Origin of the sequence: Algoriphagus yeomjeoni, assembly GCF_003259505.1 — a bacterium.
Taxonomy (GTDB): Bacteria; Bacteroidota; Bacteroidia; order Cytophagales; family Cyclobacteriaceae; genus Algoriphagus; species Algoriphagus yeomjeoni.
The window spans coordinates 500,048-515,076 of the sequence record NZ_QLLK01000002.1; the positions used below are offsets into that span (position 1 = coordinate 500,048).

Sequence of the window (15,029 nt, forward strand, 5' to 3'; positions counted from 1 at the left end):
TGCATAACTATTTTAGAATGAAACATTTAAGCCGAGATTTATTCTCCTAACAGTAGGATAAGCACCAGCCCATCCAGCTGAAGAGAAATTGGACTCCCGATCATCCGGCATATCCGTCCACAGTAGGAGGTTGTTACCGTTTGCGTATACTCTCAGTGATTCTACACCTATACTTCTTACCCAATTCCCAGTAAACAAATAAGCTATTTCAGCATTTTTGAGTCTTAGGTAAGATCCGTCATACAAGTACCGTTGGCCATTACTATAACCTGGCATAAGTGCCCCCCATCTAGGCATAGGTGAGTCTGGATTGACATTATCCTCAGACCAGTATGATCCTTCTTCGTATACTCGATTCAGTCGATTGTTCAAACTACTCAGCGGCACATCCCGAGTGACATTGTTTACCCCATAGAATTGCACATAAAGGCTCAATCCATTCCATTCTACCCCAAGATTGGTACTGAAGGTATTTTCAGGAACGCCTGAGAATCCATATGGAGCAGCATCGAATGAATCGATGACTCCGTCTCCATTGAAATCCAGAATTTGTAGTCCTCCAGGTAGCTTAAATTGATCATTTGCATTGTGAGGAGTACTTCCATATACTTCATCCCAGTTGCTGTAATAGCCATTGCTGATGTGAGTACGGTATTGTCCAAGCTGGTAGCCCTCGTCTTTTTGGTAAGCCACTTGAAGCTCTGGATCGTCACGCTCTATCACCACGTTAGCAGCATGAGTCATAGATACGTCACCCCAAATTCTGATTTGGTTTTCAAAAGTATGACTAGCGCCAACTGTAAATTCAAAACCCTCAGTGATCACTCTACCCAAATTGGCAGCAGGAGCTGTGGTTCCATAATAACTTGGGATGGAACGGTCACCTGACATTAGGATGTCTTTACGATCATCCTTGAAGTATTCAAAATTACCATTGATCTTACCGTTAAAAATATCGAACTCTAAACCAATGTTTGTCTTGTAAACAGTCTCCCATTGTACTTCTGGGTTACCCACTGAAGTCTGACGATACCAGGTATAAGGGCTGTACTCTCCGCCTTCACCCACGATACCTAACTGAGAGCTATTACCGTAGCTCCATTGATCCATAAATAGGAATCTGCCACCAATATTATCATCTCCCACTTCTCCATAACTTGCTCTTATTTTGAGGAAATCAATGAAGGAAAGAGATTTCATAAAATTTTCTTCAGAAATCACCCATCCAATACCACCGGAAGAGAAGAATGCATAGCGGTATTCAGGAGCAAATTTCTCCGACCCGTTGTAAGCTCCACTGTAATCGATCAGGTATTTACTCTTATAATCGTAATTAGCTCGGAACACCCAGTCTTCACGATAAGCAGGTATCACATTTCCAATCGCATCCTCTTGACGGCTCATCAGACCCATTAGAGAGTAGTGATGATCTTGGGCGATACTACCAGAATAATTTAACTGGAATTGGTAATATAGTCTTCGTTGTGCACCTCCTACAGAACCGTTGGCTGTACCCCAAGTCACTGCCTCACGGAAATCAAATCTACTGTTGGAATCCACGATGTCATCGTATCTGTGAATTCCAGTTTCCGGGTCTACCCATTTCTGGAATGGCGTATTGTAAAGGTCATTTACACCTCTATTTGATTCTGTAAATGAATTATCCACTGCAAGCGTACCTCTGAAGTTCAGTCCTTTCAGGATCATGCTTAGATCTTGATTTAGGACGAAGTTTGTAGAAAGCTGGGTTGTAGTAATATACTGTAAACCACTGACTGCAAGTATTCTAACAGAGTTTTCTGCTGCTACATCATCTGGAGCATAAACTCCCCATGCGCCATCGGCATACACAGGCATAAATGCATCAGGTGGATTTGCATAGGCCGCACTCCAGAAGCTACTTGAGTTACCTCCACCCCATGGGGTTTTTCGTACACCATAGGAACCGCCAAGATTTACCTGTAGCTTCGTGCTAGAGGTAAGTTGGAAATCCAGGTTACTACGGAAATTCAATCTGTTATAATTGTAGCCAGGCTCATAGCCTCGGTTGTTATCAAAATCACGAAATAAATCCCCTTCATTTTGATAATCAATGCTGGCGAAATATTGGGTGAATTTAGTACCACCACGAATTCCCACATTGGCATTGTATGCCATTGCGTAGTCTTTGAAAAGGGTTTCCTGCCAATCTATATTCGGAAAGCGCTCTGCTTCCTGCCAATCTGCAGGATTTCTATATTTATCCCTGATAGAATAAGGAATGTAATCTGACCAGCCAACAGGATTAGAAGATAGTTCGTTTTCAATAGCTCTGTTTCTTACTCCGATGGCGCTAAATGCATCATATTTACCAGGTAGTTTAGAGACCACCTTCATGGTGGAGTTTACATTTGCTGTGATTTGAGCTTTGCCTTCTCTACCTCGTTTGGTAGTCACGATGATTACACCGTTTGCACCTCTAGATCCAAACACTGCGGTAGCTGATGCATCTTTCAACACAGAAATAGACTCGACCGATGCGATGTCCATGGTATTAAAGAATTCTGGACGCTCTACCCCATCAACCAGAATTAGTGGAGCGTTACCATTCCAGCTATTCTGACCTCTAATCACAATCTGAGGATTTTCACCACCTGGTACACCTGTACTTGCTGTAGTGATTACGCCAGGCAGGTTACCAGTAAGTGCTGATCCTACGTTGGAAATACCACCGGTACGCTTGAGGACTTCACCACTTGTTTGTGCAACAGCACCTACGATGGTTTCCTTTTTCTGCTCAGCATAGCCGACCACAATTACCTCTTCGAGACTAGTCAGATCTTCTTCCAGGGTTAGGTTGATCACCGCTTGGTTAGAAACTAGCACTTCTTTTTCTACAAAGCCAATAAAGCTAAACACAAGAGTCTCACCCTCATTGACATTAATGGTGTATTCACCATCAAGGTTAGTAGTGGTTCCTCTTGTTGTATTCTTTATTCGTACTGTGACCCCTGGTAGGGGTAAGCCTGTATAATCCAAAACCTGACCTGTGATCTCTACGATTGCAGGTGCTTTTACCTCTTCGGCAGGTTTTGGCTTTTTAGGACCATTGGTGATGTGAATATTGTCATCCACTTGCACAAATTTCAAATTTGTCTGACTGGATATTTCAAGTAAAACCTCCGATAAGGGAGCATTTTTTCTTGACAGATTCACCTTGAGTTCATTCACTGCCACCTTCGCTTTATTGTAGGTGAATTGAAAACCGCTTTGGGCTTCTAGCTCAGTGATAACTTTTTCTAGTGTACTTCCATTAAACTTCACTGTGACAGTCACATCGGAAAGCCCTTTTAATTGGGCATGACCTGTATTTGCCATCAGCACTGCTGTAAAAAACAGCTGAAAAAGGAACGCACACATAAAATATTTGGAAAGCATAATGATTTTCCTAAGTATTGATTTTTCCATACTTTTGTTTAAGATTTTAAGTGTAGTACTTGAGATTTAGCCTTTGTTTAATTTGACGATTGGTACAAAGGCTTTAGGCAGAAAAGCATTCGCTATTCTGCCTATTTTTTTCAGCTGCTGTTGGGGTATAGATTTTCCATGGTTAGTAGGTTTATGGGTTTGAAATTGTAATTGTTTTATTATTGATTTTGTATTGAAATTCAGAAGAAATACTAATTCCCTCTAGCACTTGATTCAAGGGTTTATTGTGGTATTGGCCCGAATAAGACCAGTTTTTATCCACTTTCAAGGTGCTTTCTATGGTAACACCGAACCAGTCTTCCAATTTCTCGAGTACTTCAGGATAAGAGTCATCTTCAAAAACCAGGTACTGGTCCCTCCAGCCAAAAACTGCTAATGGATCAAAATCTGTTTTGGATATTTCTCCATTCTGACGCTTGATTAGCATTTCGTTAGGGAGCACTGTGATTATTCCTCCAGTAGAGTCAGTCACTTCTACTTTTCCTTCCACTAGCGCAAGCTCAAAATCATCTTCATTCTTCAAATTGAACGAAGTACCTAGCACTGTCACTTGGCTGTTATCTATCTCTATTATAAAAGGTCTGTTTGGATCAGCTTTTACATCAAAAAATGCTTCGCCTTTCATTCGGACTGTTCTCTTCTCCCCATCAAAATTCTGAGGGTATTCTATACTACTGGCTGCATTAAGATGCACTCTGGTGCCATCCGGTAATTGGAATTTGTATTTCTGCCCTGCAGGATTGTCCACGTTGAGCCAAGTGACCACCTGCTGATTTTGTGATTCCTCCTGATTTCTCTTGTTCAGAACATCTATTCCATAAACTGTAGAAAACACCAAAAACAAAATGGCAGCAGTCTTGTGCCATCCGCTCCATTGGAAATGACTTCCGTCGGCTCTTTGCTGATGGCTCTTTTCTACAATATCCTCATACAGATCCATGTAAGCCTGATCAGAAAGCACATACCTTTCTTTATAATCGATCATCGCAATGATCTCTTTAGCCTTCTGCAGAATAGGTCTTCTCTCCGGGTTATTTTCGATCCATTTGAGCCAAAAGTGATTGGTTTCTTCTCCAGGATTTTTCACCCACTGAATGAAAAATTCATCATTCAAAAAATCCTCTATTTCAAAATCTATATATTTATATTTTTCGTCCATGGTAGTGGCAGGAAGCGTGCTGATTAGGCTTTCTTAACTTCAAATATTTCTTTTAATCTCTCCATGGCTCTATAAACCAAGGTTCGGGCAGTTTTAACTTCACTGAAATTCATTATTTCAGCTATCTCTTTATAGGAAAGCTCTTCTTGATAGAGCATAATAATCGCTTGTCGTTGTCTGGTAGAAAGCTTGTTGAGTGCGTTGGCTATTTCAACCTTCTTCTCTAAAGCAAATTCCTCGTCTATTAACTTAGTCTCATGCGAGGTCTCGATGTGAAAAATGTTTTCCTCATTTTCGAGAGAAATCAAATCAGTATTCAGCTTTCTCTCTTTTTTCAGAAATTTGAAAAGCTCTCGATGGAAAACTATAAACAAGTACCCTTTGATTCGCTGTACGTCTCCAAGTTTAGCTTGATTCTTACGTAGATCTACAAACATTTTCTGAAGACAATCCCTGATTAATTCTTCTTGCTTACAGATTTGCATTCCATAATTAAAAAGGTCCGCTACATATTTACGATAGATGTAATTGAATGCAGCTTCATCTCCACTTTTAAAAGATGCCCAGACCTCACGGTCTGATTTTTCAGTATATACCACCATTACTTGACTATGCTGCATGTACAGCATAGCGGAGGTTTCTGTGGGCTCAATAGGTTTATTCTGGGTTTTTTTCATTTGAACAGGAAGGTATCTCCACTCTTCATTTATAAAGAGTGTTTTTAGAGGTCAAACAACCTCAAAATTTTATTTTATTTTTTTTCATACATGAAAAAATCTCTCATCTATGCTTGATACACTTGAAAAATATACAATACACGTATACGACAGAATAAAATTCTGAGACATACGCATGCCATACAATCGTTTTTTCAGGTTAAATTCCTCGTGGAAAAAGGAAATCTGGATTCAGCTATTTGCTCAATCAGCAGCCAGAAAATCATTGACTTCTAGCCAGTATATAAAGGCATCAAACCAGCGATTACTGGTACGGTCAGGGTTGCCAAGACCAAAGCCATGTCCCCCATTTTGGTAAAGATGAAACTCGACAGGTATCCCAGCTTTGTACCAGGAATCGACTACACCAAACTGCCCCCTAAAAAGAAAATCATCTGTGGCAATAACATTGAACATTGGTGGTGCATTCTCAGGAACTTCTACTGGGCCCATTCCGCCATAGATTGGACCGATGAAAGCCAACTTCATGGTTTTGGAATTCAGCGTACTATGCATGGTCAATCCAGCTCCAGCCGAAAAACCTATCATTCCCAATCGATCCACATCCACTCCCCATTCCTCTGCTCGATCAAGGATCATGGCATAGGCAGCTTCAGCATCTTCTAATTGATCTGAGAGATCAAAAGGTGCTGGCGCTGGACGTGCCGGAGCTGCTGAGGATGCCGCAGGTGCAGGTGGTGGTGATAGCGTCTGATTCATTGATGCTTTAAAGCCATCCATGGACTCAGGAGTTGGACGAAGTCGGTATTTTAAAACAAAGGCAGCTATCCCTTGATCAGCAAGTGCCTGAGCCACTTCCCATCCTTCATTTCCAAGAGAAAGCCATCTGAAACCGCCACCTGGGGCAACAATTACGGCTGCACCTGTTGCTTTGCCCGGCTCAGGTAAAAAAGGAGTCAAAGTAGCAACTGTGATATTTCTAGCCATAGGATCCCCCCATTGCTTGAACCAAGTTTCGCTCGCAGGTTGGTTTTCAACACCACCTGTTCCTAGCAAAATTGCATTAGGTTCATCTGGAGTTTCCAAAGGATAAATGGTGCCATCCTGTGCCATTGCGGAAGAGGCGATTAAAAGGCAGGATGCCAGAATTGAGGTTTTTAATAGGTTCATGATATTGTTGGGTTTTGTTAATTGCAAATAGGTTGAGAGCATATGTTTAATTCGCCGCAGTTATATCCAGCGGACTATATTGATCGAACTTGGATTCGTCCACCGGCTTAAAAAGAAGCTGCGAAAACATGTATAGGCCATTTTTCCACACCTTGAAATCATGGCCGCCAGTCTCCAAATAATAGATATGAGGCACATCATTTTCTGCTAAGTATTTAATGGTTCGGGAAGAGAATCTCAGTAATCCATCTGCATCTCCACAGGAAATCCAAAGTACTTTCAGCATTTCCCTAGCCTTCTCTGGATCTGGAACCAAAACTTCAGGAGCTTTTGTATTTGGGGCTGAGGAAAAACCTCCTACCCAAGCAAACTTATCCAAATTGCCCAAGCCAAAATTCAGTGATTGTCCTCCACCCATCGATAGACCTGCAATAGCCCGGTTTTCTCTATCTGTCAGAACTGGGTAGTTTTTTTCAATATGAGGAATCAAGTCATTCAGCAGATCCTGCTCAAAGGTTGCGAAAGCCTGCACTTTGTCAGGAGCCATTATATTTCCACCTGCACTATCGTCTTTCATCGCTCTGCCATTTGGCATGATGACAATCATCGGTTCTAGCTTTCCTTCTGCGTAGAGATTATCCAAAATGATTTCGGGATGTCCTCCGTTTAGCCATTCTTTTTCATCACCACCAATGCCGTGAAGCAGGTAGAGCACTGGGTATTTTTCTGTTTGGGAAAAGCCAGGAGGAGTATAAACTGTAGCTTTTCTATCATTACCCACTGTTTTAGAAGTGTAGGTAATCGTTTCAACTTTACCATGAGAAATCCCATCTCTAGTCTGGTCAAAACCAGTCGGGGCTTCTTTTTCTAGTTGCTGAGCCTGAAGTTGCCCAACAAATAGAAACAGTAGGAGTAATAGGTTTCTTGTGCGGTTCATAGGTTTATAGGTTATTTCTTGGGGAAAATTAGTTGGGTTCAGCGCATTAAAATCATTCATTTAGTAGAATCTGGGCCATCTTCTCACCATAGCGGGAACCTAACAATCTATAGCCAGAAGCGGAGAAGTGTAGACCATCTGCAATAGCTTCGCAATCAGCTGAAGAGATTACGTAGGAATTGGGAACTACAGAAGGCAGCGTCGCAATGATTGGGTTCATACTTGCGCACTTGCCTCCCTGCTCGGCACTTACCAATTCACCCGCCAAAAGCGGTACAGAATCAGGCGCCAAACCAAGATCCACTAACAAATTATCATACACTCCTTCCACTTTTCCTGGCCAAGATTTGTCCCCTGTATTGGACTCTCCTTGATGCAGTAATATTCCTTTAATCACGCCATCCTTCTGGGCAATCTTTGCTAGCTCAAGCAATCTTCCATAAGGATTTCCGTCATATTGCGCGATCATGCCTTTCATCCATCCCGGAGCCGTTTCCACATAGGTTTCGTAGCTATCCTTCTCGAAAAGCTCGATTTTACAGCCTCCCACAGACACATTGATGATGCCGATTTTGATGCTATCAGGTAGGCTTTCAGCCAAAGTTCTTCCAAAATAATCACCTGGCGTAAGTCCGGTAGTACATCTACTTAATGGGGGAACAGCTGTATACCAATTGCCCATTTCCCTGTTTAAGTCCGGGCAATCCACTGCCTGTAATACCTTAAATCGATCATTTGCCACTGCGTCCTGAGGCTCAGCCTTGGAATGACCTTCCATGTTGGACTGGCCAAAGCTGAGAAAAATGTAAAAATTAGGGTCTTGGGCAAAGCCTCTCTGTGAACTCAGTGAGAGTAAAATGAGAATGGTAAAAAAGATGCTAGGCTTTATCATTTTAGGTTTAGGTTAGGTTTGAGAGCTTAATCAGGTTTTATAGGTTATTAGATATAAATTCATAGATCTTACCTGCCTCAGTCTGCAAGTCATAGACGGTGGTATCACCAAGGTCAGGAAGGTCGATTTTTGCTTCAGGCGATACGATTGGATCGGCAGTAATTGGCACCTGATAGAAAAGATTTGGATTTTCTCCACTCGCTTGTTTCAAGTTACCTCCATTTTTTAAGGTCAATGCATTTGGAACTCGTACTCGTAGATTTCCTCCAATGGTAGATTTTATCACAGCCTTCTCAATCTTCCCGTCTTTCCACTTCAGTTCCACTACTTCAAAACCGCCTTTAGCTCTAATTCCTGTAATACTTCCATCTTCCCAAACATCTGGTAAAGCTGGCAATAGATGAATTTCACCATTGGCACTTTGCACCAGCATCTCGGTGATCCCGGAAGTACAACCGAAGTTGCCATCAATCTGGAATGGTGGGTGTGCATCAAAGAGATTGTTGTAGGAGCCGCCTCCTTCGCCACGCTTAGCGCCGACCGGGGACAGCTGATTTTGGATCAGTTTGTAAGCATGGTTGCCATCGAGCATTCTTGCCCACCAGTTCACTTTCCAACCCATACTCCAACCCGTAGATACATCTCCGCGCTGAATCAAGGTGTTTTTTGAAGCAGAAGAGAGTTTTGGAGTACGCAAAGGGGAAATCTGATTGGATGGGAAAAGTCCATACAAATGTGAAATATGACGGTGATGATCATTAGGATCGTCAATATCATCCAGCCATTCCTGCAATTGACCGTGTTTCCCGATGTGCATTGGAGGTAATTGATCCCGCATCGTTTTCAGGGAATCTGCGAAAGATTGATCTTTGCCAAGCATCTCCGAAGCCTGAATCACCGCACTGAAGGCATCAAAAACCAATTGATTGTCCATGGTAGTTCCGGCATCCAAGGAAGAACCATTATGTGCAGCAGGTGCATTTTCAGGAGAAGTACCAGGATTCACCACAAGCCAAGGTTTGTCTGGATGCTCAACCAAGAAGTCCACATAGAACATTGCTGCGCCTTTTAGAATTGGATAGATGGAATTCAGGTATTCCATATCTCCGCTGTATTGGAAGTGATCCCAAAGATGCTGACTGGTCCAGGCTCCTCCCCCAGACCAGATTCCCCAGAATATCGCATCCACCGGACCTGTGATTCTCCAGATGTCAGTATTATGATGTGCCATCCAACCTCGCGCTCCGTACATCACTTTTGCCGTCTCCTCTCCTGCCTCTGCCATTTCCGAAACCATTTTCAGGAAAGGCTCATGAAGCTCAGCCAGATTGGTCTTCTCTGCTGGCCAGTAGTTCATCTGCGCATTGATATTGATGGTGTATTTACTGTCCCAAGGCGGTGACATCTCTTTGTTCCAAATCCCCTGCAGATTGGCTGGCTGTCCGCCTGGCTGGGAAGAAGAAATCAATAAATACCGTCCATACTGGTAATACAGGGTAACTAATTGAGGATCATCGCCAGTTTTGAAGTTCTTAAGTCGCTCATCAGTCGGAAGTTTGGAGGCTTCTGTCTCACCCAAATCCAGGCTTACACGATTGAAGTACTTTTGGTAGTCTATCAGGTTTGTCTTCAGTAAATCATCAAAAGATTTGGTAGCTGCTTTAGACATAAATGCCTGAGCTCTGGCATTTTCATCACCAGATAGATCTAAGTAGTTATTGAAATTGGTAGCAATGGCAATATAAATCGTCGCTGCGTCAGCATTATTTACCCTGATGGAAGAATCGGAAGAGGTAAGCGTCCCCCCCTGATTTTTGATTTTAGTGAGGCTATTGAATTTCACCAAGCCTTTTACTCCTTCATGATCTGTGGTCGTCCCGGAAATGCTCAATTCCTTTTCTGAATTGAGTGCAATCGTAGCATTCGGCTGAGGAGTAGCCATGGAAGCTGTAAATGAAATCATACCAGGCTTGCTGGCAGTAAGATGTACAGCAATGACATTATCAGCGAAAGAAGCGATGGCTTCCCGGGTGTACCTCACACCGTCAACTATATAGCTCACTTTGGAAATTGCCTCTGCAATGTCCAACTCCCGTCGATAGTCTGTAAAAGTACCATGCCCTTCAAAAGCAATTTTCAGATCTCCTACAGGCTGGAACTTCTGCCCATGTGACTTTTTACTTTGGATGGTTTTGGCGGCTAGCTGCTCTGCTTCTTTTTGTTTCCCTTCGAAAATCAATCTCCTGACTTCCGGCAAAGCTGCCAAGGCATCCGGATTATCATTTCTATTTGGACCACCAGACCAAACGGTATGCTCGTTCAGCTGAATCAGCTCATTTTCTACATTCCCATAGATCATCGCTCCCAGTCTGCCATTACCTATCGGAAGGGCATCTGTCCATACATCAGCAGCAGGCTGCTTGTACCACAGCGTAAGAGGAGACCTTTCCTGAGCTTTTACCTGCAGGGAAAAAGCAAAGAAGAGCACAGCAAAAAAGGTTTTCAAACAATTTTGATAAGTATGCATTTTGGGTGTATTACTATATTTCATTTTTTTTTATCCTCTAACTTCTAGACTGCTCCAGTCGCCGGTCTCCTAACTGAAGACTGAAAACTGACAACTGACAACTGATCACTACCTCCCTACATTTCCACAACCGCCTTAATCACACCAGTTTCCGGCTTCAACCAGGACTGAAAATCATTCTTTACCTGTTCAAACTTTACTTTATGCGTGATGTACTTTTCAACTGACAATTGCCCGGAAGCCATTGCATCCAGCACCTGGTCAAAGTCCTCTCTAGTGGCATTTCTGCTACTCATCAAAGTCGCCTCTCGCTTATGAAACTCAGGATGTGAAAATGCAATCTCTCCTTTTTGCAGGCCTACCAAGACGTAATTACCTCCGTGGGCTATGTATTGAAAGCCTTGATTGATGGCTGCCAAACTACCTGTAGCATCTATGACTGAATCACAAAAGTCCCCATTGGTGATTTCCTGTATCACTTCACGAGCAGTTGCTCCAGCTTTCACTACATGTGGAATATTCCAAACATCCTTACAAAACTCCAATCGCTTCTCGTTGATATCCATCGCGATCACCGTAGCTCCGGCGATTCTGGCGAATTCCATCACGCCCAAGCCAATGGGACCAGCTCCGATTACCAGCACAACTTGCCCTGCCTTCACTCCTGCCCTGCGCACACCATGAGCACCGATAGCAAATGGCTCTGCCAAGGCCAATTGCTCCAAGCTTAAGCCTTCTTTCTTCACCAAGGAAGAAATCGGCAAAGACACATATTCCTGCATTCCGCCATCCTCATGCACTCCAAACACAGATATTTTCTGACAGCAATTGGGTTTACCATTTCTACAAGCTACGCAAGTTCCACAGCTGAAATAGGGAATCACAGTCACCATGTCTCCTTTGGAAATGGCTTCACTTTTTCCAATCTCCACCACCTCACCAGCCAATTCGTGCCCCAGAATTCTTGGGTATGAGAAAAATGGCTGAGTGCCTTCAAAAGCATGTAAATCTGTTCCGCAAATGCCGATTCTCTTGATTTTGACAATGGCTCTTCCTTCAGAAAGCACTGGCATTTTGCTCTCTTTATATTCAAATTTTCCCGGCGATATACAGGATAATATGTTCATGTGGTTTCATTCAAATTAAACTCTGATAAATAGTCGGCAATCAAGCCATGCTCTTTACAGGAATCCCAAAATGAATCCGGGAGTTTGGTAGCGCAGAAGTCAGCATTTGCTTGTATTCTAGCTGGAGAGGTAGAATTGAGAGCTATGGAATTCACTCCTGGAAGCTGAAGTCCAAATTGTATACAGGCATGTGCGGGATCAATTTTCTGAGCTTTGCAAAGCTGGAAAAACTGTTCTCTCCAAGTATGCCTTGGCAGATAATTTGGATCGGATTCCTCCATTATTTTGTAATCGTAATGATCGCCTCCAACCAAAAATCCAGACTGGAACACTGCAGAGTTAATGATTCCCACTCCCTCTTTTTCCAACTTCCTCATAAAATGAAATAGCTCCTCCGGATGATTGTATATCGTCATGCTATTGGCTATCATCACCCAGTCGAGCTTTACTTCTGAGTAGATCTTTTGGATTACTTTCCAGTTTTTAGAACCCACGCCGATTGCTTTTACTCTTCCGGCTTGTTTTAGCTCGTTCAAAGCATCATACCCCTCCAGAATATGGGCAAATCGCTTTTCATAATCTTCCCGTGATTGCGCCATATCCAAGTATTCATCAGGATCATGGATGGAAACCAGGAGCGTTTCATATCCTTTGAGCAGGGAATTCCCCTCATCAAAACAATTTATAACGCCCTCATAACTGATGTTCTGAACGGCATCATGACTAAGATCCTTCCAGACATCTTTTTCAAAAGTTGGCTCTCCTTCCAAATGTGTGCGCTGCCAGCCCAGCTTATTGCTGATCAAAACCTTGTCTTTTGGCACCTGAAGGTCATTCAGCGCAAGCCCCAAGGTTTCCAGGGCCAAACCAGCTCCATATTTCCCTGCCGAATCGAAGACTATTCCATCGGGAAAGCACTCCAAGGCAGCGATGATCAATTCCAGTTTCTGTTCATAGGAATAAGCTTCATAGAGATTCCCTAGGGAACTTGTCCCGAAAATCATAGAAGGTACCTGTATGCCTGTTTTTCCTAATTCCATTCTTTTAGCAATGATTTTTATCATCATTAATCCAATCTTTTGTTTGGCACAAACACTATGTACCAAAACAAAAAACCAATATCATAAAAATGAGCAATACTATATTGGTCAAACGTTTGACCTAGGGAGATTGAGCTCCCACTAAACCTATTTGGCTTTCCATCATTTATTCTAAATTAGGACTCCAAGCAGCCCAGAATGAAAAAGAAAAGGATTAGCATAACGGATATTGCCAATGCGCTTCAAGTAACTCCCTCCACAGTTTCGCGGGCGCTAAATGGAGGTGGCAAAGTCAGCGAGAAAAAACGCTTGGAGATTATTTCGCTGGCAAAAAAACTCGGTTACCGACCAAATCCTATTGCGAAGAGCCTGCTTGCAAACCGGACGCAGACCATAGGGTTGATTCTTCCTGAATTTACGCATCACTTTTATAGCCGTGTATTGGCAGGAATAGAGAGTATCACCTCCAAAGCCGGTTACCAGCTGCTGATCTGTACTTCCAATGAAAACCAGAACCAGGAAATCAAATCCACGCTCACCCTTTTGGATGCCCGTGTCGATGGGATTCTGGCGACGATCTCCAAGATGAATGACAAGTTTGAGCATATACAGGAAGTGATGGACAGTGGGACGCCGTTGGTGCTGGTGGATCGATTTTCGGAGGAAATAGAAACTCCCTACGTGATCTCGGATGATTTCAAGGGAGCATTTTCGGCAGTGGATTACCTGTGCCAAATCGGGTGTAAAAACATCCTGCATATCAAAGGACCGGATAACCTGTCAACCACTTTCAACCGCTTTATGGGCTATAAGGAAGCGCTGCGAAAGCATAATATGCCTTTGAAAGAGGAACTGGTATTGGAAAGTTCTGATCCCAAGCTGGTGGAAAAAATCAGGCTTTGTCTGACAAGGCATCAAGTGGACGGGGCATTCACTTACAGCGATTACCTGGCTTTTGAGATCTATAAATTGGCATCTCAACTTAAAATCCAGATTCCGGAAGAACTTTCAGTAATCGGCTACGCCGATGAACCCATCTCCACCTACATCAGTCCTACCCTGAGCACCGTTAATCAGCAACCCTTTGAAATGGGTGCTATGAGCGCCAGGTATTTGCTGAATAAAATCAACGATCCGGAAGTCGCTTTGGAAGTAAAAAACTTGGAGACTAAGTTGATGATCAGGGAGTCTTGTAAAGTCGTGGAAACTCAATCGTAAGTTGCCCTTGGAAACCTGTATTCTGAACGTATTTGCAGCGGTAGATGTACACTCAGGCGCAATGAATCGTGTGACTTCCGCTATAGGAGAAGGCTCCATGGCGATTAAGTTTGAGCATGAATACTTGGTAGAGAATTAGTGAAGTGTTTTTTCTATTCGATCAATCATATTTAGATAATCGGCTCTTTTATTAGAACTTAAAAAGTCAATCTGTTTCTACCTGCTGGCTCCTTTCACTTTATTAAATTCGGTTAGTTTTATTTTTCTTATCAGGTTTTACGTTCAATTTTATTCCCATGATTATTATTTGAAAAACACCAATTATCCAGTAAGTCGGAAACCTTAAAAAAGTATAAGCTACTTCAAAACTATCAATCCATTCACCTACTAGCTCCAATTCAACAATCATTGACATAAATGGAAGAAAAAAACCAAATAAAAGTCCGCAGACTAAACATCCTATTTTTCCATTATATGATTATCCGCAATCATACCAGTATGGATAAATTGAAGCAATGATGAGTCTGTCAAAGAGTTTTTGACCGAAGTATCTTCTGTTGAGCTTGTAACAAAACTCATCTAGGTAGTTCTGCATCATTCTTTCGCTGATCATATGATATGTCTGCAGGTGTTTCTTTAAGTTACTAATGGCAATATGAACCCATTTGAGGTTAAAATTGCCTTCTTTGGTTCCAGAGATTTCTCTGACATGAACATCAATACAATTACTCAGGTCTGAGAAGGTGGTGCTCTTATCTGTTTGAAGTACAGCGTTTGAATCAATGTAATCTTTGATTAAATGCTGTGCCGTTTT

The 15,029-nt window shown here is 42.5% G+C and carries 12 protein-coding genes; 2 read left to right on the forward strand and 10 right to left on the reverse strand.

The features are described from left to right. Positions 1-12: 12 nt before the first annotated feature. The 9 genes from LV83_RS05415 to LV83_RS05455 form a co-directional block, all read right to left on the reverse strand. Positions 13-3,447: a SusC/RagA family TonB-linked outer membrane protein gene (locus LV83_RS05415; RefSeq protein ID WP_245947003.1), complete on the reverse strand. Its 3,435-nt coding sequence runs from the start codon at positions 3,445-3,447 to the stop codon at positions 13-15. Between the two features lie 151 nt (positions 3,448-3,598). Further along, positions 3,599-4,627: a FecR family protein gene (locus tag LV83_RS05420; RefSeq protein ID WP_111610505.1), complete on the reverse strand. Its 1,029-nt coding sequence runs from the start codon at positions 4,625-4,627 to the stop codon at positions 3,599-3,601. Positions 4,628-4,650: 23 nt separating this feature from the next. Next, on the reverse strand, positions 4,651-5,304 hold the full coding sequence (locus LV83_RS05425; RefSeq protein ID WP_111610506.1) for an RNA polymerase sigma factor: 654 nt from the start codon (positions 5,302-5,304) through the stop codon (positions 4,651-4,653). A gap of 243 nt (positions 5,305-5,547) precedes the next feature. Then, positions 5,548-6,474, reverse strand: coding sequence for an alpha/beta hydrolase (locus LV83_RS05430; RefSeq protein WP_111610507.1), 927 nt, complete (start codon positions 6,472-6,474; stop codon positions 5,548-5,550). 46 nt (positions 6,475-6,520) lie between these two features. Beyond that, the gene (locus LV83_RS05435; RefSeq protein WP_111610546.1) at positions 6,521-7,411 is read right to left on the reverse strand and encodes an alpha/beta hydrolase; all 891 of its coding nucleotides are present in this window, start codon (positions 7,409-7,411) and stop codon (positions 6,521-6,523) included. Positions 7,412-7,463: 52 nt separating this feature from the next. Beyond that, entirely contained in the window at positions 7,464-8,303 is an 840-nt protein-coding gene (locus LV83_RS05440) for a sialate O-acetylesterase (protein ID WP_111610508.1), read from the reverse strand. 37 nt (positions 8,304-8,340) lie between these two features. After that, positions 8,341-10,830: a glycoside hydrolase family 95 protein gene (locus tag LV83_RS05445; RefSeq protein ID WP_111610547.1), complete on the reverse strand. Its 2,490-nt coding sequence runs from the start codon at positions 10,828-10,830 to the stop codon at positions 8,341-8,343. Positions 10,831-10,946: 116 nt separating this feature from the next. Continuing rightward, complete coding sequence (locus LV83_RS05450; RefSeq protein WP_111610509.1) at positions 10,947-11,957, reverse strand: zinc-binding alcohol dehydrogenase family protein; 1,011 nt, start codon at positions 11,955-11,957, stop codon at positions 10,947-10,949. Further along, entirely contained in the window at positions 11,954-12,997 is a 1,044-nt protein-coding gene (locus LV83_RS05455; protein ID WP_111610548.1) for an aldo/keto reductase, read from the reverse strand. The genes LV83_RS05450 and LV83_RS05455 overlap by 4 nt, the downstream gene beginning before the upstream one ends. Positions 12,998-13,195: 198 nt before the next feature. On the opposite strand from LV83_RS05455, the gene LV83_RS05460 reads away from it, so the two are divergent. Together LV83_RS05460 and LV83_RS21710 are read left to right on the forward strand one after the other, a co-directional pair. Beyond that, positions 13,196-14,215 (forward strand): LacI family DNA-binding transcriptional regulator, encoded by a 1,020-nt coding sequence (locus tag LV83_RS05460; protein WP_111610510.1) that lies wholly within the window; start codon positions 13,196-13,198, stop codon positions 14,213-14,215. Positions 14,216-14,222: 7 nt separating this feature from the next. Continuing rightward, on the forward strand, positions 14,223-14,354 hold the full coding sequence (locus LV83_RS21710) for a hypothetical protein (protein WP_262510735.1): 132 nt from the start codon (positions 14,223-14,225) through the stop codon (positions 14,352-14,354). Between the two features lie 339 nt (positions 14,355-14,693). Here the strand turns inward: LV83_RS21710 and LV83_RS05465 are convergent. Then, positions 14,694-15,029 (reverse strand): transposase (locus tag LV83_RS05465; RefSeq protein ID WP_146613679.1); only part of this gene is annotated, 336 nt, incomplete at its 5' end.

Bases quoted from the DNA above. Each gene is read 5' to 3' on its own strand.
- LV83_RS05445 (WP_111610547.1), bottom strand. From the start codon at position 10,830: ATGCATACTTATCAAAATTGTTTGAAAACCTTTTTTGCTGTGCTCTTC.
- LV83_RS05440 (WP_111610508.1), bottom strand. From the start codon at position 8,303: ATGATAAAGCCTAGCATCTTTTTTACCATTCTCATTTTACTCTCACTG.
- LV83_RS05455 (WP_111610548.1), bottom strand. From the start codon at position 12,997: ATGGAATTAGGAAAAACAGGCATACAGGTACCTTCTATGATTTTCGGG.
- LV83_RS05450 (WP_111610509.1), bottom strand. From the start codon at position 11,957: ATGAACATATTATCCTGTATATCGCCGGGAAAATTTGAATATAAAGAG.
- LV83_RS05420 (WP_111610505.1), bottom strand. From the start codon at position 4,627: ATGGACGAAAAATATAAATATATAGATTTTGAAATAGAGGATTTTTTG.
- LV83_RS05430 (WP_111610507.1), bottom strand. From the start codon at position 6,474: ATGAACCTATTAAAAACCTCAATTCTGGCATCCTGCCTTTTAATCGCC.
- LV83_RS05460 (WP_111610510.1), top strand. From the start codon at position 13,196: ATGAAAAAGAAAAGGATTAGCATAACGGATATTGCCAATGCGCTTCAA.
- LV83_RS05435 (WP_111610546.1), bottom strand. From the start codon at position 7,411: ATGAACCGCACAAGAAACCTATTACTCCTACTGTTTCTATTTGTTGGG.
- LV83_RS05415 (WP_245947003.1), bottom strand. From the start codon at position 3,447: ATGGAAAAATCAATACTTAGGAAAATCATTATGCTTTCCAAATATTTT.
- LV83_RS05425 (WP_111610506.1), bottom strand. From the start codon at position 5,304: ATGAAAAAAACCCAGAATAAACCTATTGAGCCCACAGAAACCTCCGCT.